Origin of the sequence: Brevundimonas sanguinis (assembly GCF_029636725.1) — a bacterium.
Lineage (GTDB): Bacteria > Pseudomonadota > Alphaproteobacteria > Caulobacterales > Caulobacteraceae > Brevundimonas > Brevundimonas sanguinis.
In genome coordinates, this window is record NZ_CP116770.1 from 967,530 (window position 1) to 989,478 (window position 21,949).

At 67.0% G+C, this 21,949-nt stretch carries 22 protein-coding genes; 11 read left to right on the plus strand and 11 right to left on the minus strand.

Annotated elements, in window-relative coordinates; translation table 11 throughout:
- Positions 1-208: 208 nt before the first annotated feature.
- Positions 209-442 (minus strand): 30S ribosomal protein S21, encoded by a 234-nt coding sequence (rpsU, locus tag PIB44_RS04995; protein ID WP_087139870.1) that lies wholly within the window; start codon positions 440-442, stop codon positions 209-211.
- A gap of 190 nt (positions 443-632) precedes the next feature.
- On the opposite strand from rpsU, the gene PIB44_RS05000 reads away from it, so the two are divergent.
- Positions 633-1,298 (plus strand): COQ9 family protein, encoded by a 666-nt coding sequence (locus PIB44_RS05000; protein WP_253119425.1) that lies wholly within the window; start codon positions 633-635, stop codon positions 1,296-1,298.
- A gap of 39 nt (positions 1,299-1,337) precedes the next feature.
- Here PIB44_RS05000 and PIB44_RS05005 read toward each other — a convergent pair whose 3' ends face one another.
- Together PIB44_RS05005 and purE are read right to left on the minus strand one after the other, a co-directional pair.
- Entirely contained in the window at positions 1,338-2,411 is a 1,074-nt protein-coding gene (locus PIB44_RS05005; protein WP_278070641.1) for a 5-(carboxyamino)imidazole ribonucleotide synthase, read from the minus strand.
- On the minus strand, positions 2,411-2,917 hold the full coding sequence (gene purE / locus PIB44_RS05010) for a 5-(carboxyamino)imidazole ribonucleotide mutase (protein WP_025978178.1): 507 nt from the start codon (positions 2,915-2,917) through the stop codon (positions 2,411-2,413). Before purE ends, PIB44_RS05005 begins: the two co-directional genes overlap by 1 nt.
- A 127-nt stretch (positions 2,918-3,044) precedes the next feature.
- Here purE and PIB44_RS05015 point away from each other — a divergent pair, with 127 nt between their 5' ends.
- On the plus strand, positions 3,045-3,647 hold the full coding sequence (locus tag PIB44_RS05015; RefSeq protein WP_278070642.1) for a GGDEF domain-containing protein: 603 nt from the start codon (positions 3,045-3,047) through the stop codon (positions 3,645-3,647).
- A 44-nt stretch (positions 3,648-3,691) separates the two neighbouring features.
- Here PIB44_RS05015 and PIB44_RS05020 read toward each other — a convergent pair whose 3' ends face one another.
- Positions 3,692-5,095, minus strand: a complete 1,404-nt coding sequence (locus PIB44_RS05020) for an amino acid permease (protein WP_278070643.1) — start codon at positions 5,093-5,095, stop codon at positions 3,692-3,694.
- 391 nt (positions 5,096-5,486) lie between these two features.
- Here PIB44_RS05020 and PIB44_RS05025 point away from each other — a divergent pair, with 391 nt between their 5' ends.
- The 4 genes from PIB44_RS05025 (at position 5,487) to PIB44_RS05040 (ending at position 12,682) form a co-directional block, all read left to right on the plus strand.
- Complete coding sequence (locus tag PIB44_RS05025; RefSeq protein WP_278070644.1) at positions 5,487-7,151, plus strand: amidohydrolase family protein; 1,665 nt, start codon at positions 5,487-5,489, stop codon at positions 7,149-7,151.
- Positions 7,152-7,231: 80 nt separating this feature from the next.
- Positions 7,232-10,177, plus strand: a complete 2,946-nt coding sequence (locus PIB44_RS05030; RefSeq protein WP_278070645.1) for a TonB-dependent receptor domain-containing protein — start codon at positions 7,232-7,234, stop codon at positions 10,175-10,177.
- 89 nt (positions 10,178-10,266) lie between these two features.
- On the plus strand, positions 10,267-12,066 hold the full coding sequence (locus tag PIB44_RS05035) for a DUF885 domain-containing protein (RefSeq protein ID WP_278070646.1): 1,800 nt from the start codon (positions 10,267-10,269) through the stop codon (positions 12,064-12,066).
- Between the two features lie 142 nt (positions 12,067-12,208).
- A complete protein-coding gene (locus PIB44_RS05040; protein WP_024353296.1) occupies positions 12,209-12,682 on the plus strand; it encodes an Lrp/AsnC ligand binding domain-containing protein in 474 nt (157 codons plus the stop codon).
- 58 nt (positions 12,683-12,740) lie between these two features.
- On the opposite strand, the gene PIB44_RS05045 is transcribed toward PIB44_RS05040, so the two are convergent.
- The 3 genes from PIB44_RS05045 to PIB44_RS05055 are packed head-to-tail and all read right to left on the minus strand — an operon-like array spanning position 12,741 to position 14,077.
- Positions 12,741-12,965 (minus strand): YdcH family protein, encoded by a 225-nt coding sequence (locus tag PIB44_RS05045; protein WP_278070647.1) that lies wholly within the window; start codon positions 12,963-12,965, stop codon positions 12,741-12,743.
- A 39-nt stretch (positions 12,966-13,004) separates the two neighbouring features.
- Positions 13,005-13,475 (minus strand): TIGR02444 family protein, encoded by a 471-nt coding sequence (locus tag PIB44_RS05050; protein ID WP_278070648.1) that lies wholly within the window; start codon positions 13,473-13,475, stop codon positions 13,005-13,007.
- Positions 13,472-14,077: a UbiX family flavin prenyltransferase gene (locus PIB44_RS05055; RefSeq protein WP_025978186.1), complete on the minus strand. Its 606-nt coding sequence runs from the start codon at positions 14,075-14,077 to the stop codon at positions 13,472-13,474. The genes PIB44_RS05050 and PIB44_RS05055 overlap by 4 nt, the downstream gene beginning before the upstream one ends.
- Positions 14,078-14,203: 126 nt before the next feature.
- Here PIB44_RS05055 and PIB44_RS05060 point away from each other — a divergent pair, with 126 nt between their 5' ends.
- The gene (locus tag PIB44_RS05060; RefSeq protein WP_278070649.1) at positions 14,204-14,377 is read left to right on the plus strand and encodes a YdcH family protein; all 174 of its coding nucleotides are present in this window, start codon (positions 14,204-14,206) and stop codon (positions 14,375-14,377) included.
- Between the two features lie 84 nt (positions 14,378-14,461).
- Here PIB44_RS05060 and PIB44_RS05065 read toward each other — a convergent pair whose 3' ends face one another.
- On the minus strand, positions 14,462-15,127 hold the full coding sequence (locus tag PIB44_RS05065; RefSeq protein WP_025978187.1) for a DUF1013 domain-containing protein: 666 nt from the start codon (positions 15,125-15,127) through the stop codon (positions 14,462-14,464).
- Between the two features lie 217 nt (positions 15,128-15,344).
- Here PIB44_RS05065 and PIB44_RS05070 point away from each other — a divergent pair, with 217 nt between their 5' ends.
- Entirely contained in the window at positions 15,345-15,989 is a 645-nt protein-coding gene (locus PIB44_RS05070; RefSeq protein WP_253119392.1) for a beta/gamma crystallin-related protein, read from the plus strand.
- A 60-nt stretch (positions 15,990-16,049) separates the two neighbouring features.
- Here the strand turns inward: PIB44_RS05070 and PIB44_RS05075 are convergent, their stop codons facing one another.
- Entirely contained in the window at positions 16,050-17,021 is a 972-nt protein-coding gene (locus PIB44_RS05075; RefSeq protein WP_278070650.1) for an NAD(P)H-quinone oxidoreductase, read from the minus strand.
- A gap of 82 nt (positions 17,022-17,103) precedes the next feature.
- Here PIB44_RS05075 and PIB44_RS05080 point away from each other — a divergent pair, with 82 nt between their 5' ends.
- Positions 17,104-17,307, plus strand: coding sequence for a DUF1192 domain-containing protein (locus PIB44_RS05080; RefSeq protein ID WP_227157566.1), 204 nt, complete (start codon positions 17,104-17,106; stop codon positions 17,305-17,307).
- Positions 17,308-17,385: 78 nt separating this feature from the next.
- The gene (gene rcdA / locus PIB44_RS05085) at positions 17,386-17,919 is read left to right on the plus strand and encodes a protease adaptor protein RcdA (protein WP_051582127.1); all 534 of its coding nucleotides are present in this window, start codon (positions 17,386-17,388) and stop codon (positions 17,917-17,919) included.
- Between the two features lie 12 nt (positions 17,920-17,931).
- On the opposite strand, the gene PIB44_RS05090 is transcribed toward rcdA, so the two are convergent.
- Together PIB44_RS05090 and rpmE are read right to left on the minus strand one after the other, a co-directional pair.
- Positions 17,932-19,488 (minus strand): L,D-transpeptidase family protein, encoded by a 1,557-nt coding sequence (locus PIB44_RS05090; protein ID WP_253119385.1) that lies wholly within the window; start codon positions 19,486-19,488, stop codon positions 17,932-17,934.
- Between the two features lie 153 nt (positions 19,489-19,641).
- Positions 19,642-19,866, minus strand: a complete 225-nt coding sequence (gene rpmE / locus PIB44_RS05095) for a 50S ribosomal protein L31 (protein ID WP_025978193.1) — start codon at positions 19,864-19,866, stop codon at positions 19,642-19,644.
- A gap of 132 nt (positions 19,867-19,998) precedes the next feature.
- Here rpmE and PIB44_RS05100 point away from each other — a divergent pair, with 132 nt between their 5' ends.
- Positions 19,999-21,843, plus strand: a complete 1,845-nt coding sequence (locus tag PIB44_RS05100) for an ABC transporter transmembrane domain-containing protein (RefSeq protein WP_278070651.1) — start codon at positions 19,999-20,001, stop codon at positions 21,841-21,843.
- Positions 21,844-21,949 lie beyond the last annotated feature (106 nt).

The following is a 21,949-nucleotide window of genomic DNA, read 5'->3' on the forward strand; positions in this document are numbered from 1 at the left end:
ACTTGATCCGAGGATCGGGCGAGGCCCCGAACGCGGCGCTGAATCGGAAAGAGCGAGGCAACGAATAACTGAATCCTCGGATCAAGTCCGAAGATGACGGAGAGGGGAGATGGGAGAGAGCGCCGGGGAGACGGCTTGAAACCAGGCAAAGAAAAAGGCCGCCCCGGCGAACCGGGGCGGCCTTTGATCTTTCAGGCGTCAGTCGGTCTTAGCGACCGCGACCCTTGGGGGCCGGCAGCAGGCCTTCGCGCTGGGCGCGCTTGCGAGCCAGCTTGCGGGCGCGACGGACGGCTTCGGCCTTTTGGCGAGCGCGCTTTTCCGACGGCTTTTCGAAGTGCACGTGACGCTTCATTTCACGGAAGCTGCCTTCGCGCTGCATCTTCTTCTTCAGGGCTTTCAGCGCCTGATCGACATTGTTGTCGCGGACAAAAATCTGAACCAGGGGTCTCTCTCCTTTGGCCGCCCGCCGCGTCCTTTCCAAGGGAGACGGGCAGACAAAACAAAACCACGCTCAAGAGGAAGCCCTCTCGAGTGAAGGCGCGCTGATACATGATCGGGGGGGGCGTGTCCAGATCGTCGCGCCTAATCGTGATGGGTCGAAACGCCCGCCGTATGGGCGTATCGTGGCGCCCATGACCGAGACAGCCGAGACCGCTCCGAAAGGCGATTGGGCCGACCGCACAGAACAGGCCGTTCTGGACGCAGCCATAGAACGCGCGCCCGCGCTGGGCTGGAACGCGCGCTTGACGCGCGCCGCGTGCGAGGCGTGCGGCCTGTCGCTAGGCGACCAGGAGCTGCTGCTGCCTAACGGGGCGCGCGATCTGGCGGTCCTGTTGTCGCGCCGCCACGACGCGCGCGCCTTGAAGGCGCTGGAAGCCACGCCCGCATCGACGATGAAGATTCGCGAACGAATCGCCGCCGCCGTCTCGGCGCGGATGGAGGCGGGGGCGCAGGACATCGAAGCGGCCAAGCGTTGCGCGGGCTTCCTCAGCCTGCCGACCAACGTCGACCTTGGCTTCAAGCTGGCGTGGGAGACAGCGGATCATCTCTGGCGCTGGGCGGGCGATACCGCGACGGACCAGAATCACTACTCCAAGCGGGCGATCCTGGGCGGAATCCTGATTCCCGCCCTGACCATGCGCTGGTTCGACGGGCGCGAGGCGGCGGAAGCCTTTGTCGCCCGCCGCATCGAAAACGTCATGGCCTTCGAGAAGTGGAAGGCGGGCAAGGATTTCGACGCGCCCGTGCGCTCGATCACCGAGGCGCTGGGGCGGCTGCGCTACGGCGCCAAGGCGTAACGCCCTCTCCCATCGGGAGAGGGAAGGCTGTGAAAGGGTTCAGAGGATGCGGTTGACGTGCGCCATCTTCCGCCCCGGCCGGGCGTCGTGCTTGCCGTAGAGGTGCAGCCGGGCGTTCGGCTCGGCGGCCAGCGTGCGCCATTGATCGACCTCGTTGCCCAGCAGATTGGTCATCTCGATGCGGGCGTAGGCGTTGCTCGGGCCCAGCGGCCAGCCGACGACCGCGCGGACGTGCTGCTCGAACTGGTCGCAGACGCAGCCGTCCTGGGTCCAGTGGCCGGTGTTGTGGACGCGCGGGGCGACCTCGTTCACCAGCAACTCTCCGCTGCCCATGTCGAACAGTTCGATGCCCATGACGCCGATGTAGTCCAGGCCGTCCAGCACCGCGGCGGCGATGGCTTCGGCGCGTCCTTGCGTGGCCGGGTCGACGGCGGCGGGGGCGGTGGTGGTCTTCAGCACCCCGTTCTGGTGGACATTCTCGCCCAAGGGATAGACGGCGACGGCGCCGTCGCGGCCGCGCGCGGCGATCACGGACAGCTCGCGATTAAAGACGGCGGCGGCCTCCAGCACGGCGGGGCGGCGGCCGATGGTGTCGAAGGCGGCCTCGGCCTCGGCGGCGTCGCGGATCCAGACCTGGCCCTTGCCGTCATAGCCCTCGCGGCGGGTCTTCAGCAGGGCGGGCAGGCCTAGGCGGTCGATGGCGGCGGTCAGGTCGTCCAGCGTCGTCACGGCGGCGAAATCGACAGTCGGGGCGCCGACGGCGTTCAGATAGGTCTTCTCATCCACCCGGTCCTGAGCCACGGCCAGAGCCGTCGGTCCCGGTGCGACCAGGGCGCCGGCCTCGGCCAGGGTCTCGACCGAGGCGGCGGGGACGTTCTCGAACTCGAAGGTGACGACGTCGCACAGACGGCCCAGGGCCTGCAGGGCGTCGGGGTCGTCATAGGGGGCGGTGATCTGGGCGCGCGAGACGCGGGCGGCCGGGCAGTCCGGCTGGGGATCGAGGATCACCACGTCGAAGCCCAGACGTTCGGCGGCCTGCGCCAACATCCGGCCCAACTGACCCCCGCCGAGAATGCCGAGGGTCGAACCGGGAGGCAGGGGAAGATCGGGCATCAGTCTTCGACGCTTTCGGCGACGGATTCGGTCTGGGCGGCGCGGAAGGCGGATAGACGCTCGGCGATAGCGGAATCGGACAGGGCCAGGATCTGCGCCGCCAGAATGCCGGCGTTGGCGGCGCCCGCCTCGCCGATAGCCAGGGTCGCGACGGGCACGCCGCCGGGCATCTGGACAATGGCGAGCAGGGAATCGAGGCCCTTCAGCGCCTTGGACTGGACCGGCACGCCCAGCACCGGCAGGTCGGTCATCGAGGCGGCCATGCCCGGCAGGTGGGCCGCGCCCCCAGCGCCCGCGATCACGACCTTGAAGCCCTTGTCCTTGGCCGTGGTGGCGAAGTCATAGAGGCGCTGGGGCGTGCGGTGGGCGCTGACGACCTTGGCCTCCCAGGCGACGCCCAACTGGTCCAGGCGGTCGGCGGCCAGCTTCATCGTGGGCCAGTCGGAGCGGCTGCCCATGATGATGGCGACAGGAGGCGTCGTGGCCGGCGGCGTGGAGGCGGTCATGCGCAAAGGCTCCCCATGCGGAAAGCGGCCCGTTACAGCACCCGCGTTGCGCCCGCAACCGAGGACGCTAGACTCAGCTGCGTCGCGGGGCCGTGAGTCGGCCGGAAATGCGGCGTCGGAGCCTGCCTTGAACCACCTGGCCGAACAGACGACCGCTGCGGACGCGAAGGCGGACTTGCAGGCCGAGATCACGCGTCTGCACGCCGAGATAGCGGCACTGACCGAGCGGGCTGAACGGGCCGAGGCCTTGGCCGATCACGACGTGCTGACGCCGGCGCTGAACCGGCGCGGCTTCATGACGGTGCTGGCGCGCAATCTGGCCTATTGCCGCCGCCACGGGGTCGAGGCGGCGCTGCTGTATCTCGATCTGGACGGGTTCAAGGGAATCAACGACCGGCTGGGCCATGCTGCGGGCGACGCGGCCCTGATCGCTGTGGCCGAGCTGCTGATGGCGAATGTCCGCGAGTCCGACGCCGTGGGCCGCATGGGCGGGGATGAGTTCACCGTGGTGCTGATGAACGCGGGCGCCGAGGAAGGGCGCGAGAAGGCGCGGCGGCTGAGCGAGGCGCTGAACAGCGAAGGCTTCCTCTGGCAAGGCGAGCGTCTGCCCCTGGGCGGCTCCTTCGGCGTGCGCGCATTCGCCGGACAGGCGGATGCCGACGTCTGGCTGGCCGAGGCGGACGCGGCCATGTGGCTGCGCAAGAAAACACGGCCGGAAGCGACGCGCTGACGAATTGAAAAGGGCGCCGAGGTCTGCCTCGGCGCCCTTGTTTCTTAGCCGTTCAGCAGGCTGTTGCGCCGACTGTAGAGCAGATAGACCGCCACCCCGATCACATTCCAGATGACGAAGTTGATCTGGGTCGAGGCCGGCAGGCTGAAGAACAGATAGATGCAGCCGGCGATGGCGATCGGCCCCACCAGCCACCAGACCGGGGCGCGGAAGACGCGCGGGCGGCTCGGCTCGCGGCGACGCAGCACGATCAGGCACAGGCCGACCGAGGCGAAAGCCGCCAGCGTCCCGGCGTTGGCCAGGGCGGCCAGGTCGCCCAGGGGGATGAAGCCCGCGATGATCGCCATCAGGACGGCCGTTCCCGCCGTCACACGGACCGGGCCGCCGGACCGCTTGGACACATGGGCCAGGCTGCGCGGCAGCAGGCCGTCGCGCGCCATGACGAAGAAGATGCGGCTCTGGCCGAACATGAAGGCCAGGATGACGGTCGGCAGGGCGACGACCGCCGCGCCCGCGATCAGGGTGGCCCACAGGTCCGAACCGACGGTGCGGATGATGTGCGACAGCGGCTCGGGCGACTTCATGAACTCGGTGAAGGGCATGGCGCCCAGGGCGGCGATGGCCACGGCCATATAGATGGCGACGCACGCGACCATGGAGCCGATGATGCCGATGGTCAGGTCGCGGGCGGGGTTGCGGGTTTCCTCGGCCGCCGTGGCTACGGCGTCGAAGCCGTAGAAGGCGAAGAAGATGATGGCCGCCGCCGCCATCACGCCGGTCTGAGCCCCGACCCCGTGCGAGAAGCCGTAGGGCATGAAGGGTTTGAGGTTGTCGGCGTTGAAGTGGGGCAGGGCGATGGCCACGAAGGCGATCAGGGCGGCGATCTTGACCACCACCAGGGCGGCGTTGATCGAGGCGCTTTCCTTGGTCCCTGCGACCAGCAACCCGGCCACGGCGGCGACGATGACGACAGCGGGCAGGTTGACGATGCCGCCCTGTGACGGCGCCGAAGTCAGCACGGCGGGCAGACCCATGCCGATGCCTTCCATCATCCCCGAGAAATACCCCGCCCAGCCGACGGCTACGGCCGAACAGACCACGGTGTATTCCAGGATCAGGCTCCACCCGACCATCCAGGCCGCGCCCTCGCCCAAGGTGGTGTAGGAATAGGTGTAGGCCGAGCCCGATTCCGGGATCATGGTCGCCAGCTCGGCATAGGCCAGGGCGGCGCAGACGCAGACGATGCCTGCGATGACGAAGGCCAGCATGACCGCCGGACCCGCCCGCTCGGCGCCTACGCCGATCAGGGTGTAGATGCCGGTTCCCACGATGGCGCCGACCCCCAGCGCCACGAGGTGGGGCCAAGACAGGGTGGGCTTAAGCCCCTGAGACCTGTGGGCTGCGCTCCCCGGCGCAGGCAGGGCTTTGCGGCGTGTCAAAAAACTCATCTGTCTCCCCAGACATTCGATCGGCTATGGCGCTGAAGTGAAAATATTCGGAATAGCCGCGATATGGCGCATCATTCTTGATGCGCTCTCTCGGCGCATACGCAAGGGCATCGAAAAAAACGACCCTAACTCGCCGTTCTTCGTCGCTAACCTTGGATCATAAAATCATAATTGGCGGATAAACAACGGTTCCTTCGCCTGAAGGGTTCGAATTGTGTCATTTCGAAGAACGTATACGGTTTTAGGGTTCTTCGTAAATTTTATTCCATGAGGCGGAAAATATCCGAAACTCTTGCCTGCGATGGGGTGCTAGCGAATTGGGGGCCGGCTGAGGGGCCAGGCATGCGCTGACAAGGGTCGAACGGCCCTCGATCTTGGGAGGGATTGCAGCTTGCGGACTCGTCTAGAGAAGAAGTCCATCTTCAGGGGCGCCGGGGCGGCCTGTGCCGCCGCGCTCGTTCTGGCGATGGCGCCCAGTGCAGTGTCGGCCCAGACTCAGGCGCCGGCGGCTCAGGCCCGCAACAGTCTGAACCCCGCGCCAGCGCGCCGGGCGGGCGAGGGCTACGGCCCCTATCCCCTGATGGTGGTGCGCGGCGCCATGCTGATCGACGGCACGGGCGCGCCGCCCATGGGGCCGGTCGACATCGTCATCGAGAACGACAAGATCACAGACATCATCCAGGCGGGCTGGCCGGGCCTGCCGGAGCGTGAGGGCCGCCCCCCGCTGAACGCAGCGCACGAGATCGACGCGCGCGGCATGTACGTCATGCCTGGCTTCGTCGACGCCCACGCCCACGGCGGCAGCCCGCAGAAGGCGCCGGACCTTGAGTATGTCTACAAGCTGTGGCTGGCCCACGGGGTGACGACGGTGCGCGGCGTCAGCCTGGCGCCGCACGACATCGCCGTGTCGGAAAAGGCCCGCTCGGCCCGGGGCGAGATCGTCGCCCCGCGCATCTACAACTATCAGACCATCGGCTCGGGCTGGTCGCGGGGCCGCATCCGCAATCCGGAAATGGCGCGCGAATGGGTGCGTTGGGGCGCGGCCAACGGAGTGGACGGCATCAAGTTCTTCCTGCGCGGCGACGAGACGCCCGAGGTGGTCCTGGCCGCGCTCGACGAGGCCAAGAAGGTCGGCATGGGCACCGTGGCCCACATCGCCCAGCCAGGCGTGGCGCAGCTGAACGCCGAACAGCTGGCGGCGGCGGGCCTGGGGACCATCACCCACTTCTACGGCCACTTCGAATCCCTGCTGGGCGGACGGACAATCCAGAACTATCCGACCGACTACAACTTCTACGACGAGCAGAAGCGGTTCGGCGAGGCGGCCGAAATCTGGGACGAGGTCGAGCCCGGCTCGCCGCAGTGGTACGCCTATCTGGAGGCCCAGAAGGAGGCGGGCGTCGTCTTCGATCCGACGATGACCATCTATGCGGCGTCGCGCGACCTGATGAAGGCCCGCAACGCGCCCTGGCACCAGACCTACACCCTGCCGACGCTGGCCGACTACTTCCAGTCGACGCGCGACAACCACGGCAGCTACTTCTTCGACTGGACGACCTCGAACGAGGTGGCGTGGCGCCGCTTCTATGAGCGGTTCATGCGGCTGCTGAACGACTACAAGAAGGTCGGCGGCCGGGTGACGGTGGGGTCGGACTCGGGCTTTATCTGGAAGCTGTACGGCTTTGGCTACGTCGAAGAGCTGGAACTGCTGCAGGAAGCGGGCTTCCACCCGCTGGAGATCGTACGCGCCGCGACGATGGACGGGGCCATGACCCTGGCCGAGCCGACCGGCAAGGCGCCGACCTTCGGCATCGTGCGGCCGGGCATGAGCGCGGATCTGGTCATCACGACCGAGAACCCGCTGGCCAACTTCAAGACGCTTTACGGCACCGGGCATGAGCGCCTGAGCCCTGAGAACCGCATCGAGACGGTCGGCGGGGTGCGTTGGACGGTGGCGCGCGGCGTCGCCTATGACGCGCCGGCCCTGCTGGCCGACGTGCGGGCCATGGTCGAGCGGCAAAAAGCCGAGCGAGGCGAGGCGCAAGGAGGGCGCTGAACCAACAACGGACGAGCCGGGCGCCGCCTAATGGGGAGGGCGCGCCCGTGCTTCACATCAAAAAAACGAGGGGTGATTCAATGAGACTGTCTGCGTACCTGAAGACCGGCACCATGATCGCCGGTCTGGCCGTCACGGCCGCCGCCGCCCAGCCCGCCTGGGCGCAATCTGAAACCCCGGCGACCGACCCGGAAGCCAGCGCCGTCGCCGACATTGTGGTGACCGGCTCGCGTATCCGCCGCCCGAACGTCGAAGCCTCGACCCCGGTCAACGTGGTCGACGCCCAGGAAATCGAGAACATCGGCGTCACCAACCTGATCGACGCCATGGCGCGCCAGCCGCAGGTCGGCCTGGGCAGTTCGGCTTCCAGCACCACCAATACGATCGCCGGTCAGGGTCTGGCCACGCTCAACCTGCGTAACCTGGGTTCGAGCCGCACCCTGGTTCTCGTCAATGGCCGCCGCCATGTGGCCGGGTCCAGCGGCACCAGCGCCGTGGACGTCAACACCATCTCCAAGACCACGATCGCTCGCGTCGACACGGTGACGGGCGGGTCTTCGGCGGTCTATGGCGCCGATGCCGTGGCCGGGGTGGTCAACTTCATCACCAAGCAGGACTTCGACGGCGTCGCCGCCCAGGCGCAGTACGGTTCGGCCGATGGCCCGAGCACCTATTACGGCTCTGTGGCGGTGGGTCGGAACTTCAACGACGGCCGCACCAACATCATGGGCGCCGCCACCTACGACAAGAGCGAGGGTCTGTACCGGCATCAGCGCGATTATGCGATGGACGCCATCAACTACATTCCCAACCCGAACAAGAAGAGCCCGAACGACGGCCTGCCGTCCTTCATCATGGCGCGGGATGTCTATACCAACATCACCAACAACACCTACACGCCGGTGATCGTCACGCCGATCGGCGGCGCGGCGGGCTACAGCCTGACCTTCTCGCCGGACGGCAAGCTGATCCCGTTCGATCGCGGCCAGATCGTGGTGGATGGCGCCGGCCGCGAGCAGAAGCTGTCGATCGGCGGCGCGGGCTTCAAGCCCAGCGAAGACTCCCTGCGGACGCCGGTGGAGCGTTACGGCGGCGAACTGCAACTGCGTCATCAGTTCCAGCCGATGAGCGACTACATCACCGAGCTGAACTTGTTCGCCGAAGGCAAGTATTTCCACACCGAAGCGTCCAGCCAGAACACCAACGGCACCTTCGCCCATGACGTGCCGGGCAGAGGGGTCGGCAACGCCTATCACATCTACGCCGACAACGCCTTCTTGCCGTCCGACCTGCGCGCCATGCTGACGGCTGCGGGCGTGAAGGAGTTCGACATCACGCGGAACGACCGTGATTTCGGCATCCGCACCTATGAGAGCGCCTACGACACCACCCGTTTCGTCACGGGCTTCGACGGCGCCTTCAGCAACGGCTGGCGCTTCGAGACCTATTTCAACTACGGACAGACCAAGTCGCAGTTCACCAACTTCGACCGCCTGCAGCAGGAGTTCTACGACTCGATCGACGCCGTCTATGAAAACGGCCAGATCGTGTGCCGCAGCAAAGCGGCCCAGGCCAATGGCTGTAAGCCGCTGAACCTGTTCGGCGCCGGCGTGGCTTCGCAGGAAGCCATCGACTATTCCTACCTGCACACTGTGCGCAATGACGTCACCCGCCAGTGGAATGCCGTCGCGACCGTCAATGGCGAGCTGTTCTCCTATCCTTCGCTGTTCAGCGGGACGAGCCTGCCGGTCGCCTTCGCGGCGGGCGTGGAATGGCGCAAGGAATACGCCCGCGTCGTGCCGGACAAGCTGTCCCAGGACGCGCGGATCTTCCAGAACTCGCAGCAGATCACCGAGGGCAACTATGAATCCAAGGAGGTCTTCGGCGAACTGAACCTGCCGCTGATGGCCGATGTCCCGTTCGTACAGTACCTGGATCTGACGGCGGCCTATCGTTACCAGGACTACACTACCACGGGCGGCGACAGCAGCTATGGCGTGGGTCTGGAATGGACGATCAACCGCGACATCCGCTTCCGCGGCAACTATGCGAAGGCCGTTCGCTCGCCCAATATCAACGAACTGTTCGGCGGCGAGAGTGAAGGCTTCAGCCAGGTTGAAGATCCCTGTGACGCCACGCGGGTCAATCTCGGCAACTTCCCGGCCAACCGCAAGGCGAACTGCGCGGCTCTGGGGCTGTCGCCCGACTTCGTCCAGTCCTCGGGGACCAAGGCGGTCGTCAGCCGGGGCAATCCTGATCTGAAACCGGAAGAGGGCGAGACCCTGACCTTGGGCGTGGTGCTGACCCCGTCCTTCCTGCCGGGCCTGGCCATCACGGTCGATCACTATGACATCAAGATCAGCGACGTCATCGCCTCGCTGGGCTGGCGCAATGTGATCAATAACTGCGTCGACAGTCCGACGCTGGACAACCCGTTCTGCGGCAGCATGACCCGCACCTCGGACGGCAACGTCGGCCGCGTGCTGAACCAGGTGCTGAACGTGGCCGAGTACACCAACTCGGGCTGGGACGTGACGGCCTCCTACCGCACGGACCTGGCCAAGCTGGGACTGCCGGACTACGGCTCGCTGTCCTTCAGTGCTGCGGCGGGCTTCCTGGAAGACCTGACCTATGATCCGGTCCCGGGCGACCCCAGCGTGCGCGACGAGCAGGCGGGCGAACTGCCCAATCCCAAGCGCCGGATGAACTTCCGCGTCACCTGGGATTACGACCGGGTCTCGCTTTCCTACGCCAACCAGTATCTGAGCAGCATGGTGCGCAGCAATCAGGATCCGGCAGGGGCCTATGAGCCTTACAAGGCGCCGTCCTGGCTGACCCACGACCTGCGGGCGGAATACCGTTTCGACAAGTTCTCGGTCTTCGCAGGGGTGAACAACTTCACCAATGAGGAGCCGCCGCAGACGCCGTTCACCTGGACCGGCACGTCGCTGAACACCGGTTTCAACGCCAGCATCTACAACAACCTGGGCCGTTACGCCTACATCGGCGTCAACGCACGCTTCTGATCCGCAACTAGGGAAAGCCGCCCGGCGACGGGCGTCTTTTCACGCTGGGGGCCTCGAGGGGGCGTCCTCAGGACCAAGGGGAGAAACTGATGAAGACCCTGACCGCATATAGCGCCATCGCCGCCGCGGCGGGCGTTCTGGCGCTCGCCGCCCTGCCGACGACGGCGTCGGCGACCTCGGCCTCGGCGCCCGCCACGGCCACGGCGACGACCGCCAGCGCCCTTGACGCCCAGTTCCGCGCTATCGCCGAGGAGGAATACGCCTGGCGCCGGAACGAGATTCCGTCGCGCGCCTCCAAGCCGTCGAACTTGCCGGACGTCAGCGCCGCGACCCAGCAGCGCCGGCTGGCTTACTGGACCGACGTCCAGCGCCGCCTGAGCGCCCTTGCGCCGGACCAACTCTCGCCGTCCGAGCGCACCAACTACGCGGTCTACAAGCACCAGATCGACAACTTCGTCGATGACGGCCGCCATCGCCTGTACGAGATGCCGTTCAACTCGGACAGCTCGTTCTGGTCGTCGATTTCGGGCATGGCGAACCAGACCTTCACCTCGGTGGAGGACTATGACCGCTACCTGTCCCAACTGCGCGACACGCCGCGCTATTTCGACCAGCAGATCGCCAATATGCGCGCCGGACTGGCGCGCGGCTTCACCCAGCCCAAGGCCTCTCTGGTCGGGCGGGACGTCTCCATCCTGGCCGTGACCGAACCGACGGATCCGCAGGCCAACCCGATCTACAAGCCCTTCATCAACATGCCGTCGACGATCTCCGACGCCGACAAGCAGCGCCTGCGCGCCGAGGCTGTCCAGGTGATCCAGCAGCAGGTCGTGCCCGCGCACCGCACCCTGCTCAGCTTTATCCGTGACGAATATGTGCCGGGCGCGCGCGACACGCTTGGCGCTAACCGTCTGCCGAACGGCGACGACTTCTATCAGACGCAGATCCGCCAATACACCAGCGTCAACCTGACGCCGGACCAGATTCACGAGATCGGCCGCGCCGAGGTGGCCCGAATCCGCGCCGAGATGGAAGCGGTGATGCGCAGCACCGGCTGGACCGGCAGCTTCGCCGACTTCCTCACCTTCCTGAAGACCGACGCCCAGTTCAAATACGACAAGCCTGAGCATCTGCTGTGGCACGGCGCCTGGGTGATCAAGAAGGTCGACGGCAAGATGGGGCAGTATTTCAATCTGAAGCCGCGCGACACCTTCAGCCTGATCCCCGTGCCGGACGAGATCGCGCCCTTTTACACCGGCGGCCGAGGCGGCAACGGCGTCTGCCTGTTGAACAACTACGACCTACCGTCGCGTCCGCGCTACAACATCCCGGCCCTGACGGTGCATGAGTGCAACCCGGGCCACGCCTGGCACGGCAACCTGCGTCGTGAACACGCGGCCCTACCGGAATGGCGCGCGCAGGCGGGCATCTCGGCCTTCAGCGAGGGCTGGGCGCTTTATACCGAGAAGCTGGCTGTCGAGATGGGTATCTATGAAGACGCCTATGAGGACTTCGGACGCCTGACCTATGAGATGTGGCGCGCGGCGCGGCTGGTGATCGACACCGGCCTGCATTCCAAGGGCTGGACGCGCGACCAGGCCATCGCCTTCCTGAGCGAGAACACGGCCCTGTCAGACCATGAGGTCGGCACCGAGATCGACCGGTACATCACCTGGCCGGGGCAGGCCCTGGCCTACAAGCTGGGCGAAATCGAAATCGTGCGCCTGCGCCGCCGGGCCGAGGCTGAGCTCGGCGCCGACTTCGACATCAGGGCTTTCCACGATCATCTGCTCGCCCTGGGCGTCGCCACCATTCCGGCCATGACCGCGGAAATGGAGGGCTTCATCGCCCAGAGCAAACAGGCGGCGGGGGCTCGCCGCGCCGAGTAAGCGGCCGTATTTTTTACGGGCGATCTTTCTGGCCGACGATTTTCTCCCAGGTCGTCGGTCTTCACCGCCTGCTGATCCATTGCGGATCAGCAGGCGGTTTGACAAAGTCGGAGTAGGGTAGATGCGTAAGGGGGAGCCGCGCATGAACACAGCGGATTACAAGTTGGATGACGCGGACCGCCGAATCCTGAGGGTGCTGCAGCAGGATGGCCGCATCACCAATCAGGACCTGGCGTCGGCCTGCAACATGTCGGCGTCATCGTGCTTTGAACGGGTGCGCCGCCTGCGAGAGCGAGGCGTGATCGTCGGCTATACGGCGCTGATTGATCCGAAGTTCGCCGAGCGGGAACTGCTGATCTTCATCGAGGTGCTGCTGGATCGCACGACCTCGGACATTTTCGACCAGTTCGCAGACCGCATCCGGCGCTCGCCGGAGGTGCTGGAGTGCCACATGGTCGCCGGCGGCTTCGACTATCTGGTCAAGGTGCGGATGAAGGACATGGCCGCCTATCGCGTCTTCCTGGCCGACACCCTGATCACCATGCCGGGCGTGCGCGAAACGCGCACCTATGCGGTGATGGAAGAGGTCAAGGACACTTCGGTCCTGCCGCTGTAAGCCGTGCGTTCCTGCTTCCCTCTCTCGCCGGAGAGGGAAGCTGTCAGGCCCACAGAAATCAGGCGATGATGTCAGGCAGGATTTGATCCTGCAGCTTCACGATGTCGTCGCGCAGGGCCAGCTTCTTGCGCTTCAGTCGGGCGATCATCAGCTGATCGGGCGCAGGCATATGGCCCAGCGCCTCGATGGAGGCGTCCAGGTCGGCGTGCTCCTGCAGCAGGCGGCTCAGTTCGGCGCGCAGCGCCTCGTCTTCTTCGGACAGGTAAGGTTCGTCGTCGTTCATCATCGGGCCCCGGACCGGGCGATTATAGCTGAGCTAGGGTCAGGTCGGAAGCAGGTCGGCCAGGGTTCTCAGCCCTGGTCGCGGCACCACGCGGTCCCATAGCCGCGCGGCCTCGGCCATCGCGTCTACCGCCGGGCGCGGGGGGCCTGAGGGCGCGGGAGACAGGGCCTGAAGCCCTTCCAGCAGATGCCGCTCGGCGGCCAGTTCGGCGGCCTTCACCTGCTCGCGCACCGCCAGACGGGCGTCGGTTTCGAGATCCGGCACCGGGGTCTTGAGCGTGCGGCGCACCGCGCGCAGCGGCGCGATGGTCGTCGTCTGCCAGGCGCGAGCCGTATCGCAAGCGGCCTCGATGGTTTCTTCGTCCGGATGACGGCCGGTGACGGCGGTCCAGGCCGCCCACAGCAGCAGGGGCACGTTCTGCTCGTGATGGTCCTGCAGCGACAGGCAAGCCTCGCTCACGCCCGGCGCGGCATAGGCGGCGCAGGCCCAGGTCCATAGGTCGTCGCTCATGCCCCGGCCCCGCCTTTCAGCCCTTCCCAGCGCCGCACCGGCGCCCAGTCCAGGCCGAAGACGTCCAGCGCCCGGCCGACCGACTGGTCGACCATCTGCTCCAGGCTTTCGGGCCGGGCGTAGAAGGCGGGCAGGGGCGGGGCAATGACGGCGCCCATCTCGGCCAGCGCCGTCATGGTGCGCAGGTGGCCCAGGTGCAGCGGCGTCTCGCGCACCATCAACACCAGGGGGCGGCGCTCTTTCAGCACGACATCGGCGGCGCGGGTTAAAAGGGTGGAGGTCACGCCCGTGGCGATCTCGCTCATCGTCCGCACCGAGCAGGGCGCGACGATCATGCCCAGGGTGCGGAAGGACCCGGATGAGATGGTCGCGCCCACGTCGTTCAGCCGATGGACCACATCGGCCTTGCCGGTCAGCTCGTCGGGAGTGAGATCGGTCTCCTGCGACAAAGTGAGCAGGGCGGCGCGGGTGACGACCAGATGGCTCTCGACGCCCAGTTCGCGCAGGGCGTCCAGCACGCGCGCGCCATAGACGACGCCGGAAGCGCCAGAGATTCCAACGACTAGCCGAGAGGGCGCCGCCGCCCCAACGGCCGAGTTCACAACATCGGCCAAATTCGCCTCCAACCTGTCCGTGTCCGGAGCGGCGAGGGTCACCGCAATGTGATTCCACACCCCGCCAAACCGGGCGCTCAGTGTAGTGGTCCCTTACACATGGAGGCGCAAGCCATGACCATCGAGGCTCGTATTCGCGAACTGGGTAATCGGCATCGGACGCTGGACGAGACTATCCAGCAGGAGATGCGCCGCCCCTCCGCGGACCCGATACACCTCAGGGAGATGAAGCAGCGAAAGCTGCGACTTAAGGAAGAGATCAACAGCCTGGAAGCCCGCGCCTGCTGACGCCGCTTCCCATCTGAAAATGACGACGGCCCCGGAAGATCGCTCTTCCGGGGCCGTTTTGTATCGTTCGGCGGATCGAAGGGATCAGTCGCGCGAGCCGAACACCGATTCGGCGGTAGGCTCGGCGCCCATGCCGTATTCTTCTTCGGCGTCTTCGACGGCGGCTTCCGGTTCGGGCTCGGCCTCGATGGGTTGCAGGACGCCGTTCTTGGCGTCGTCCTTGGCCTTCTTGTCGGCGGCCTTGCGGACCACTTCGTCCAGTTGCAGCTGGCCGGTCAGGCCCAGGGTCACCGGGTCGACCGGCTTGATGTTGGCCGAGTTCCAGTGGGTGCGGTTGCGCACGCTCTCGATCGTGGCCTTGGTCGTGCCCAGCAGCTTGGCGATCTGGGCGTCGGTCACTTCGGGGTGGTTGCGGACGAACCACATGATGGCGTCCGGGCGATCCTGACGACGCGAGACCGGCGTGTATTTCGGACCCGACTTGGCCGGCTTCAGCAGTTCGGCGTGGCGGCTGACCACGGCCTTCATGCGGTAGTTTTCGTCGTTCTGGGCCTTGTCCAGCTCTTCGCGGGTCAGCTGGCCGTTGACGATGGGGTCGGCGCCGCGAATGTCGCGCGCCACGTCGCCGTCGGCGATGCCGCGCACCTCCAGCGGGTGCAGGCCGCAGAAGTCGGCGATCTGCTCGAACGAGAGCGAGGTGTTGTCCACCAGCCAGACCGCGGTGGCCTTGGGCATCAGGATGTCGGTCATGGGCATGGATCCCGGCGGTTGCGGCCCGAAAAACGGGCGTTTGAATCGACGGCGCCCGACCTTTTCGGCCGGGCGCGATAGCCCACATATAGGGGATTTCGCGGCAAATGAAAACGTCGTCTGTCGTCGCCATACAGCAAAGGTTCATCTGTGATGATGAACATTCGGACCCAGGGCGCGTTATGCGCCGGAAGAGAACCTCTAAGGAGACCGTGTCATGAAGAAGTTCGTGGTTGCAGCGGCAGGTTTAGTCATGGCGGCGGGCGGCTTCTCCGTCGTCAACGTCGGGACGGCTGAAGCGCAGGTTCAGGCCCGTGGCGCGCCGCGCGGCTCCTATGCGCAGAGCTGCACCGGCTCCTATGTGAATCAGGGCCGGCTGTACGCGGACTGTCGCGACCGCAACGGCAATGTGCGCGAGACCTCGATCGAGTTGGCGCGGTGCTCCAGCAGCGACATCGGCAACGATAACGGCCTGCTGGTTTGCTACAACCATCGCGGCGACTATGAAGACAACCGCCCCGGCCGTCCCAATCGGCCGAACCGTCCCGGCGGCGGCTGGGATGACAATCGCCCCGGTCAGGGCGGCGGCTGGAACCAATCCTCGATCACCGTCTATCGCGACGCCAATTATCGCGGCCAGTCGATGAGCTTCCGCGACGAAGTTCCGAACCTGCGCAACCTGGGCATGAACGACGCGATCAGCTCGATCCGCCTGTCGCGTGGAAGCTGGGAAGTCTGTGAAGACGCCAACTATCGCGGGCGCTGTGAGGTCGTGCGCGGCGACATCCGCGACCTGCGCAATACGGGCCTGAACGACAAGATCTCGTCCCTGCGTCCGGCCCGCAGCGGCGGTCGCTGGTAAGCCGTAGCGACGGTTTGACGGATAGGGCGGGAGGCTTCGGCTTCCCGCCCTTTTCCTTGATCAGGGCAGCAGCACGACCTTGCCGACGTGGGCGCCCGCTTCCAGGCGGGCGTGGGCGGCGGCGGCCTCGGCAAGGGGGAAGGTCGCCTCGACCTGCGCCTTGACGGCGCCGGATGCGACCCACGGCCATACGGTCGCCTCGACGGCGGCGGCTAGCCGGGCCTTTTCATCGGCGGGGCGGCTGCGCAAGGTCGAGCCGGTCAGCACGATCCGCTTCAGCATGATCCGCATCAGATCGACCTCGGCCTTGGCGCCGGTGAGGGCGGCGATCACAACCCAGCGCCCGCCGGGCTTCAGGGCGTTCAGGTTCAGTTCGGCATAGGCCGAGCCCACCATGTCCAGGACAACGTCAGCGCCGCCCGCTTCCTGAATGGCGGCCGCCAGGTCCTGCGCCGTCGCATCCAGACTGACGTCGGCGCCCAGGGCGCGGGCGGCCTCGGCCTTGGCCGCACCCCGCGAGGTGGCGATGACGCGGGCGCCCGCCGCCTTGGCCATCTGGATGGCCATGACGCCGATGCCGCTGGTCGCGCCGTGGAGCAGCAGGGTCTCGCCCGCCTTCAGCCCGCCGCCCTCGAAGACGTTGGCGAAGACGGTGAAGGCGGTTTCAGGCAGGGCGGCGGCCTGCACGAAGTCGAGCCCGTCGGGAATCGGAAGGGCGTGGCGGGCGTCGACCACGGCGTATTGCGCATATCCGCCGCCGCCCAGCAGGGCGCAGACCCGGTCGCCGATCGCCCAGCGGGTCACGCCTTCGCCGACAGCCTCGACTTCGCCCGCAACCTCTAGCCCCAGAATGTCCGAAGCGCCCGGCGGAGGCGGATAGCGGCCCTCGCGCTGGACGATGTCCGGGCGGTTGACCCCCGCCGCCCGCACACGGATGCGGATCTCGCCGGGCGCCGGAACGGGCAGGGGGCGCGTCGTCAGGCGCAGGGCGTCGGCGGGGCCGCGTCCGTTCTCGATCTCTATGGCCTGCATGGCGGAGGCTCCCTTGCTTGCATTCCTGTTCAATGCGGCGTTCACATAGGGGTTCGCGCCCGCAATGGCCAAGGAGGCGAGGTTGAGTTTCGAAGATCTGGAGCCCCGCCGACAGCGCGGCGAGGCTATCGCCGCCCTGGCCCGCGAAGACCTGGACCTCTACGCCGTGGACGAACTGCAGGAGCGGATCGCCGCCCTTGAGGCCGAGATCGCGCGCTCCAGGGCCGCCATCGACGGCAAGTCGTCGCAACGCAGCGCCGCCGATGCGCTGTTCAACTTCCGCTGAGCGACAGCGGTTGGGGATGGTTTCGACGGCGCTCTCCCGAAGAGGCGACTTCCGTGGCATGACGATTGCAGCCAGCGGATGGATGAAATTCTTGGATGGACGCCTGTGACCGCCATTGAAGCCAATCTGAGCCGGGCAGGCCTGTCGGGCGCCGAGGTGCTGGATTTCGCGCGCTCCGAACTGTTTGAGCGCACCTTCCGCGAAGGCATGGAACTGGTCGAGGAGACCGCCGCCTATCTGGACGGCGACGGGCGTCAGGATTCGCGCCTGCTGTCGCGCGCGGCGGCCCTGTCCTATGCGGGCGAGAGCATGAAGCTGACCACGCGGCTGATGCAGATCGCCTCATGGCTGCTGGTCCAGCGCGCCGTGCGCGAGCAGGACATGAGCGCCGAGGCGGCGGGCGATCCCCGCTATCGCCTGGCGGATCGCCGCATCGAGACGGAACCGCGCCGCGGCGACCTGCCGATCGCCCTGATCGAATACGCCGTGCGGGCCGAGAAGCTCTATGACCGCGTGCTGCACCTGGATCGACAGATGTATGTCGAGCCGGCGACGACCTCCGCCAATCCGGTGCAGAGCCAGATGGATATGCTGCGCGCCGCCTTTGGATAAGGCGGCGGCGCCTTAAGGCGTCACTTCGTCCGGGTCGATCGGGGCGTCGGCCACGACTTGCGGCAGGTTCACAGAGATGCCCAGGGCGTCAGCCAGCTTGGCGTCGCGCTTGTAGACATCCTCGCGGAAGGCGACGCGGCCCTGGCCGTCGACGAAGGCGGTCCAGTAGAGCAGGCGCACGCCGATGTTGCGGCCGGTGGTCACCCGTTTGGTCTCGCCGCTGGCCTGGGCTGCATCGAACAGGGCCAGACGCTCGGGATCGGGCGAAAGCAGCAGGCGGGCGAAGCCGATGGCGTCCTGCACCCGCACGCAGCCGTGGCTGCGCTGACGCACCGACAGGTTGAACGCCCCCCGCGCGGGCGTGTCGTGCAGGAAGATGGCGTAGCTGTCCTGCAGCTCGAACTTCACATTGCCCAGCGACGACTTCGGGCCGGCGCGCTGCACCACCCAGCCGTCGGCGTTCACGTACATGTCGTTGGCGGCGAGGTAGCCCGGCCCCTTGGGCAGGATTTCGCGGCGCGCGATTCCCATCGGCACCGTCCACGGCGGGTTGGCCACGACCGATGCGAAGGGTTTTTCAAGGCTGGGGGTCTGATTGGCCGCCGTGCCGACGACGACGCGGTTGGAGTGAACCGGCTTGCCGTCCTTCCAGTAGACCATGATGGCGGCGGCGGTGTTGACCTCGATCCGCTCGGGATTCAGGTCGCGTTTCAGCCAGCGGCGGCGCTCCAGGTTCAGGGCGATCTGGCGGGCGCGATCCTCGGCCGTCGCGGTCAGCGAGCGTTGGGTGGCGCCGCCGATGCGGCCGTCGGCGCCCAGACCGTGGCGAGTCTGGAAACTGCGCACCGCCTGCTGCAACTCAGGGCCGTAGGCCAGATTGCCTTTCAGGCGTTCGGCGTTGGCCGCGCTCAGGTCGCCCTCAGCCGCCAGTCGGGCGACCAGGGCGGGGATGCGCGGGTCGCTGGTCCCTGGCTCGATCGTGCCGCCCATACGGAAGGCGGGCCAGCCGCCTTGGCGGGCGATGCGGCGATAGCGGGCGTAGCCGGCCGACAGATTGGTGTAGCCCAGATCCGTCGGGGGCAGGGCGTCGAACCACTGGCTCAGCTTGTTGGCGGCGACGGCGTCCACCAGGCCGCGCGGCAGGTCGACGCTGTTCTTCTGCATCTCCCACAGCTCTTCGACCGTCTCGGGGCGGACCCGACCCTCGGCCAGGACGCGGGCGTAGGCCAGGGCGGCGGCGGTGGTGCGGATTTCGGCGGTCTCGCGGTCGGCGGCCAGGCCGACGAAGTCGAAGAAGTCGCTGGCCGGCAGGCCGTGGCGCTCGGCCCCGGCGGCGACTTCTTGCAGCACGCGCAGGCGGTCGGCGGTCCAGATCGGCTTGCCCTGGGTCAGCTCGTAGACAGCGCGGACGTCGGCCTGCTGCGCGGCGGGCAGGCGTCCGGCCTGGGCGTCGAAACCGGCGATGAAAACCTGCGGGTCGGTCGTGCGCGTCTGGGCCAGCGCGCCGCTTGCGGCCGCCAGCGTCAGGCTTGTCGTAGCGACGCCAAGGCCCAGTTCCCGTCGATTCATCGTCTGCAACTCTTGTGGTCCGATATCGGCCCGGACCCAACGCCCACGCCCCGAGGGATCGAACGCGCCCATGTTAACGGCGTTCCAGGCAACAAAAAAGCGCCGGCCCGAGGACCGACGCTTTTGTGGCGAACTTGTCGCAGCAAGCGTGGCTTACTTCTTGATGAAGCCGCCGAACTTGTTGTTGAAGCGCGAGACGCGGCCGCCGCGGTCCATCAGGTGCTGGTTGCCGCCGGTCCAGGCCGGGTGAGACGTCGGGTCGATGTCCAGGTTCAGCGTGGCGCCTTCCTTCCCGTAGGTCGAACGGGTCTGGTAGGAGGTGCCGTCGGTCATCACAACAGTGATGAAGTGGTAGTCGGGGTGCGTGTCCGCTTTCATCGATCTTGTCCGTCTCTGCGCGACGACGATGCCGACCGTCACTGCGCGTAATTAGAGAATCCCGCCACGGAGCGCGACGGGAGCGAGGGGCGGCGTTTACACCGGGGGGCGATCCGGGGCAAGAGCGCTGCCATGACCCACGCTGAACCGCAACGTCACGCCCAACCGACAGGCCGTCCCGGCGCCGGGGAAGTTCTGGCAGAACAGATGGATGAGGCGGGGGGCAAACGCGCCAAGAGCCGCAACATCCGTCCGCTGGGACGACTGCTGCCTTTTCTGGGACGGCACAAGCTGGATGCGGGCATTTCCGCGCTCTGGCTGATCGGCTCGACCATCGCCTCCCTGGCCCTGACGGCGACGGCGCGCGGGGCCATCGATCAGGGGTTTGAGAACGGCGGCGCCGACATCGACAAGTGGTTCCTGATCCTGGGCCTCAACGCCGTGATCCTGGGGCTGGCGACGGCGCTGCGGTATTTCTACGTGACCAAGACCGGCGAACGGATCATCGCCGACCTGCGCACGGCCCTGTTCCAGCGCATCCTGACGCTGGACCCGGTCTTCTTCGCCCATATGCGCACGGGCGAGGTGCTGTCGCGCCTGACCACGGACATCCAGCTGGTCGACACCCTGCTGACCACCTCCATCAGCTATGCGCTGCGCAACTTCCTGACCCTGATCGGCGGGGTGATCCTGTTGTTCTTCGTCAGCCCCAAACTGACGGCGTTCGTGCTGTTGATCGTGCCCGTGCTGATCGCGCCGCTGTTCATTTTCGGGCGGATCGTGCGCAAGCTGACGGTGAAGTCGCAGGACACCTTCGCCGGAGCCGTGGGCTTCGCCGGGGAAAGCGTCGACGCCATCGAGACGGTGCAGGCTTTCGGCCGCGAAAAGAGCGCCATCGGCCGCTTCGGCGCGGCGGTGGAGGAGGCGTTCGGCGTCTCCCTGAAGCGGATGCGGGCGCGGGCGGTGATGACCGCCATGATTATCGTCGTCATGTTCGGCGGCGTGACCCTGGTGCTGTGGCTGGGCGCGCAGGACGTGATCGCCGGGACCATGACGCCGGGCGCCCTGCTGCAGTTCGTGCTGCTGTCGGTGTTCGCGGCGGGCGCTGTCGGCGCCTTGGGCGAGAGCTGGGGCGACGTGCAGAAGGCCGCCGGGGCCATGGAGCGGATCGACGAGTTGATGCGGGCGACCCCCGCCATTGCACCGCCCGCCAGCCCTGTGGCCCTGCCTCAGCCGCCGCGCGGCGAGGTGTCGATGTCAGCCGTGGACTTCGCCTATCCGGGCCGCCCCGACCTGCCGGCGCTGAAGGGCTTCAGCCTGACCGTGCGGCCGGGCGAGACGGTGGCCCTGGTCGGGCCGTCGGGGGCGGGCAAGTCCACGGTCTTCCGTCTGCTGCTGCGCTTCTATGACCCGCAGTCCGGTCTCGTGTCGGTCGACGGGGTGGACGTGCGCGCGGCCGATCCGGTCGCGGTGCGCGACCGCTTCGCCTGGGTGTCGCAGGAGGCGCCGCTGTTCTCGGGCTCGGCCTTGGAGAACATTCGCTTCGGCCGCGAGGCCGCCACGCTGGAGGAGGCCCGCGCCGTCGCCGCCGAGGCCCAGGCGCTCGGCTTCATCGACGCCCTGCCGGAAGGCTTCGACACCCCGCTGGGCGAGCGCGGCAAGAGTCTGTCGGGCGGTCAGCGCCAGCGTCTGGCCATCGCGCGCGCCCTGGTGCGCGAGGCGCCGATCCTGCTGCTGGACGAGGCGACCAGCGCGCTCGACGCCGAGAACGAACGTCTGGTGCAGGCTGCGCTGGATCAGGCCATGTCCGAACGCACCACCCTGGTCATCGCCCACCGCCTGGCGACGGTGCTGCGCGCCGACCGCATCGTGGTGATGGACGGCGGCCAGGTGGTCGAGGAAGGCACGCACGCCGAACTGACGGGCAAGGGCGGGCTGTATGCGCGTCTGGCCAAGCTGCAGTTCCAGGGGACGTAAACCTTCTCCTCCCCATGCAATGGGGAGGTGGCGCGGAGCCGGAGGCGACGTGACGGAGGGGCCGCTTGGTCCCGCGGTCCCGGCCCCTCCACCGCTTCGCGGTCCC

Bases quoted from the DNA above. Each gene is read 5' to 3' on its own strand.
- PIB44_RS05000 (WP_253119425.1), top strand. From the start codon at position 633: ATGACCGAGACAGCCGAGACCGCTCCGAAAGGCGATTGGGCCGACCGC.
- PIB44_RS05005 (WP_278070641.1), bottom strand. From the start codon at position 2,411: ATGCCCGATCTTCCCCTGCCTCCCGGTTCGACCCTCGGCATTCTCGGC.
- purE (WP_025978178.1), bottom strand. From the start codon at position 2,917: ATGACCGCCTCCACGCCGCCGGCCACGACGCCTCCTGTCGCCATCATC.
- PIB44_RS05020 (WP_278070643.1), bottom strand. From the start codon at position 5,095: ATGAGTTTTTTGACACGCCGCAAAGCCCTGCCTGCGCCGGGGAGCGCA.
- PIB44_RS05030 (WP_278070645.1), top strand. From the start codon at position 7,232: ATGAGACTGTCTGCGTACCTGAAGACCGGCACCATGATCGCCGGTCTG.
- PIB44_RS05035 (WP_278070646.1), top strand. From the start codon at position 10,267: ATGAAGACCCTGACCGCATATAGCGCCATCGCCGCCGCGGCGGGCGTT.
- PIB44_RS05040 (WP_024353296.1), top strand. From the start codon at position 12,209: ATGAACACAGCGGATTACAAGTTGGATGACGCGGACCGCCGAATCCTG.
- PIB44_RS05045 (WP_278070647.1), bottom strand. From the start codon at position 12,965: ATGAACGACGACGAACCTTACCTGTCCGAAGAAGACGAGGCGCTGCGC.
- PIB44_RS05050 (WP_278070648.1), bottom strand. From the start codon at position 13,475: ATGAGCGACGACCTATGGACCTGGGCCTGCGCCGCCTATGCCGCGCCG.
- PIB44_RS05060 (WP_278070649.1), top strand. From the start codon at position 14,204: ATGACCATCGAGGCTCGTATTCGCGAACTGGGTAATCGGCATCGGACG.
- PIB44_RS05065 (WP_025978187.1), bottom strand. From the start codon at position 15,127: ATGACCGACATCCTGATGCCCAAGGCCACCGCGGTCTGGCTGGTGGAC.
- PIB44_RS05070 (WP_253119392.1), top strand. From the start codon at position 15,345: ATGAAGAAGTTCGTGGTTGCAGCGGCAGGTTTAGTCATGGCGGCGGGC.
- PIB44_RS05075 (WP_278070650.1), bottom strand. From the start codon at position 17,021: ATGCAGGCCATAGAGATCGAGAACGGACGCGGCCCCGCCGACGCCCTG.
- rcdA (WP_051582127.1), top strand. From the start codon at position 17,386: ATGGATGAAATTCTTGGATGGACGCCTGTGACCGCCATTGAAGCCAAT.
- PIB44_RS05090 (WP_253119385.1), bottom strand. From the start codon at position 19,488: ATGAATCGACGGGAACTGGGCCTTGGCGTCGCTACGACAAGCCTGACG.
- rpmE (WP_025978193.1), bottom strand. From the start codon at position 19,866: ATGAAAGCGGACACGCACCCCGACTACCACTTCATCACTGTTGTGATG.
- PIB44_RS05100 (WP_278070651.1), top strand. From the start codon at position 19,999: ATGACCCACGCTGAACCGCAACGTCACGCCCAACCGACAGGCCGTCCC.